Origin of the sequence: Photobacterium sp. OFAV2-7 (assembly GCF_022347985.1) — a bacterium.
Lineage (GTDB): Bacteria > Pseudomonadota > Gammaproteobacteria > Enterobacterales > Vibrionaceae > Photobacterium.
On the sequence record NZ_JAKRFQ010000761.1, the window covers coordinates 1 to 2589 of the forward strand.

3 protein-coding genes are annotated in these 2589 nt (G+C 44.8%); 1 reads left to right on the forward strand and 2 read right to left on the reverse strand.

Annotation, left to right across the window (positions count from 1 at the left end; all coding sequences use genetic code 11):
- Positions 1 to 319: 319 nt before the first annotated feature.
- Both trxC and MHN01_RS24185 read right to left on the reverse strand, forming a co-directional pair.
- Positions 320 to 754: a thioredoxin TrxC gene (gene trxC / locus MHN01_RS24180; protein WP_239413926.1), complete on the reverse strand. Its 435-nt coding sequence runs from the start codon at positions 752 to 754 to the stop codon at positions 320 to 322.
- 125 nt (positions 755 to 879) lie between these two features.
- Positions 880 to 1341 (reverse strand): hypothetical protein, encoded by a 462-nt coding sequence (locus tag MHN01_RS24185; RefSeq protein WP_239413927.1) that lies wholly within the window; start codon positions 1339 to 1341, stop codon positions 880 to 882.
- 424 nt (positions 1342 to 1765) lie between these two features.
- Between MHN01_RS24185 and MHN01_RS24190 the strand changes: the two genes are divergently transcribed.
- Positions 1766 to 2589 (forward strand): thiamine pyrophosphate-dependent enzyme (locus MHN01_RS24190; protein ID WP_239413928.1); only part of this gene is annotated, 824 nt, incomplete at its 3' end.

Sequence of the window (2589 nt, forward strand, 5' to 3'; positions counted from 1 at the left end):
TTAATAATCGGTAACAACGCATAGAAGCCCCTATCTACTTAAAAGAACTGGAACTCGCCCTTTGGGAGTGAGCCAGCGAACCCATTTCTGTGTCAAATAACGTTGAAAGGGATTGCCATTCCTACCGTCATTTTCCTTGAACTGAGCTCGCTGGTCTCACTCTGAATCCTGCGTCTTGAGGTAGCTTGGGTATATTCACATAATTGAAAGTTACTACATTCACCTTAGCACTATTTATAAACCAATGAAAAGGAATATATTTTTACTGAACATGCTGCAAAGAGCAGCCATTTACCGACCGCTAAATTATTGCCTGAGGTTATGAATTTAATGTGTCATTCAGCCAATCAACAAACTCTTTTTTACGCAAGGCGGTATTCAACACTGACTGCTGTTTGCCTTTTTTGAAAACCATTAAGGTTGGAACACCACGTATACGATACCTGCTTGCCAGTGCTTTGTTTCGTTGAGCATTAACGCGCAAAAAGCGAAGCTGTTTTTTCTTTTCAAAAGCCACCTTTTCAAATATCGGCTTGAAAGAGTTGCAAGGCGAGCAATTGGCTCCCCAAAAAGTCACTACAACAGGCTTCGGGCCTTTGATTAACATATCAAAGTTACCTGTATCAGCCTCTATTGGCTTGCCATCTAGTACGGGCTTATTGCAATGTTCACACTGAACCGTATTCGACAAGGACTGGGGAGAAATAGACACCGACTGTTGGCAATGAGAACATAAAACACTGATAAACTTCATGAGACTTCCGGACGACTTATAGCACAGACTTAATGTGCATAAGGATACCAGATCCATAGGATCATCTGTACGCCCGGAATAATTATATGTCTCCAGACCTCATATGTATAAAAACAGTACAATCATTACTGCTGAGCCGAACGCTGTAACTGCAGCCGCTCTATATCATTGAAAAAGTGAATCATTTTGGCACGACTAACATTGTACTCAAAATCCGTACCATCACAGAACTCTCGGTTGTAAGCCTGAGATTCATGATTTTTCAACCTGATAAATTCACAGGTCGCATGCTCTTCACAAGCCTGATCTCGCTCCTGCCTGAGTTGCGTCCAGTAAGTTGTAAAATGCCTTAGTGCATAATCCAACTGTTCATAGTTTTCCGCGGTGAGTTCCGGACGCAAGATTTTCAGTTCTTGCTTTCGCTCATCGATGAACTCATCAAACGTTTCAGTCAGGCTATATGTTGAGGAGTCATAGCACTCCCCTTGTATGTATGTTGTTTTCTGTCCGGCCACATCTGTCACTGCTTCCTGCGACGTACAGGCGGAAACAAAGAATGTAAAGAATAAACTACTGTATAACTTCATAGCGCACCACAAGGAGTCAAGAACAGCATTAAAGTCCACACCTAATTATGAGCGAATTATCTCGAAGCAAACGGCGGATCCCCAGATAGTCTCAACACTGAGACTAGATGGCCTGTACAAGCGAAACATAGGCAAGACGAAATACCACACCAACTCCAAACTCCCATATTTTTTTCTAAGTATTGGAAACACACTTACGAAAAATCGACATTTTAGTCTGTATTGTATTCTTTACTGACTAATAACTCATTGATGGAGGCGGTATTTTAACATTTTGCTTACACTTATATTTATCTGGTTATACCAAGACTTATCTTGAGATAAGCCATTTTTTAGGTAAAGCAGCGCAACACCCATTTGTCGGTATAGCCATTTTTTGATTTGCTGTCCGCCTCTTCCGAGGCAGCAACAGAAGGAGCTTGAGATGAATGTTCAGGCCTTACCAATGCATCGCTTCATTGATCATCATGGTAATCTCGTCGATCAACTTCCCGCATGGGCCGATCAGTCTACGTTGAAAGGGTTTTACTGCGATATGGTACTAACCCGCATCTATGATAACAAAGCAATTGCGCTACAACGTACCGGTAAACTCGGTACCTACCCTTCACATTTAGGCTCCGAGGCCATCGGTATTGCCATCGGTCGGGCACTGAAAGCTGAAGATGTATTCATTCCTTACTATCGGGACATGCCTGCTATGTGGGCCCGTGGTATCGGTATGGAGAAAAACCTCCAATACTGGGGCGGTGACGAGCGAGGCAGCGATTTCTCACCGGACGACAGCCATTGTCGTGATTTACCATTTTGTGTCCCGATTGCCACCCAGTGTACTCACGCTGTCGGTGTCGCTGCAGCGTTAAAAATCCAGGGTAATCATCAGGCGGCACTGGTAACTTGCGGTGACGGCGCCACCTCCAAAGGCGACTTCCTCGAGTCGTTAAACTGTGCCGGGGCCTGGAACATTCCGTTAGTCTTTGTGATCAACAACAATCAGTGGGCAATATCTGTCCCAAGAGCAATTCAATGTGGTGCCGAGTTCCTCTCGGACAAAGCCAAAGGCGCCGGTCTTGAAGGGCTAACGGTGGACGGTAACGATATTGTCGCTATGTACGACGCTGTCATTACCAGCCTGGATAAAGCCCGTAAAGGCAAAGGCGCGACACTCATAGAGGCAATCAGCTATCGACTGAGCGATCACACTACCGCAGATGATGCCAGCCGCTACCGCAGCGAAGACGAATTGCA

Excerpts from the sequence above, each read along its gene's own strand:
- trxC (WP_239413926.1), bottom strand. The coding sequence starts at position 754 with ATGAAGTTTATCAGTGTTTTATGTTCTCATTGCCAACAGTCGGTGTCT.
- MHN01_RS24185 (WP_239413927.1), bottom strand. The coding sequence starts at position 1,341 with ATGAAGTTATACAGTAGTTTATTCTTTACATTCTTTGTTTCCGCCTGT.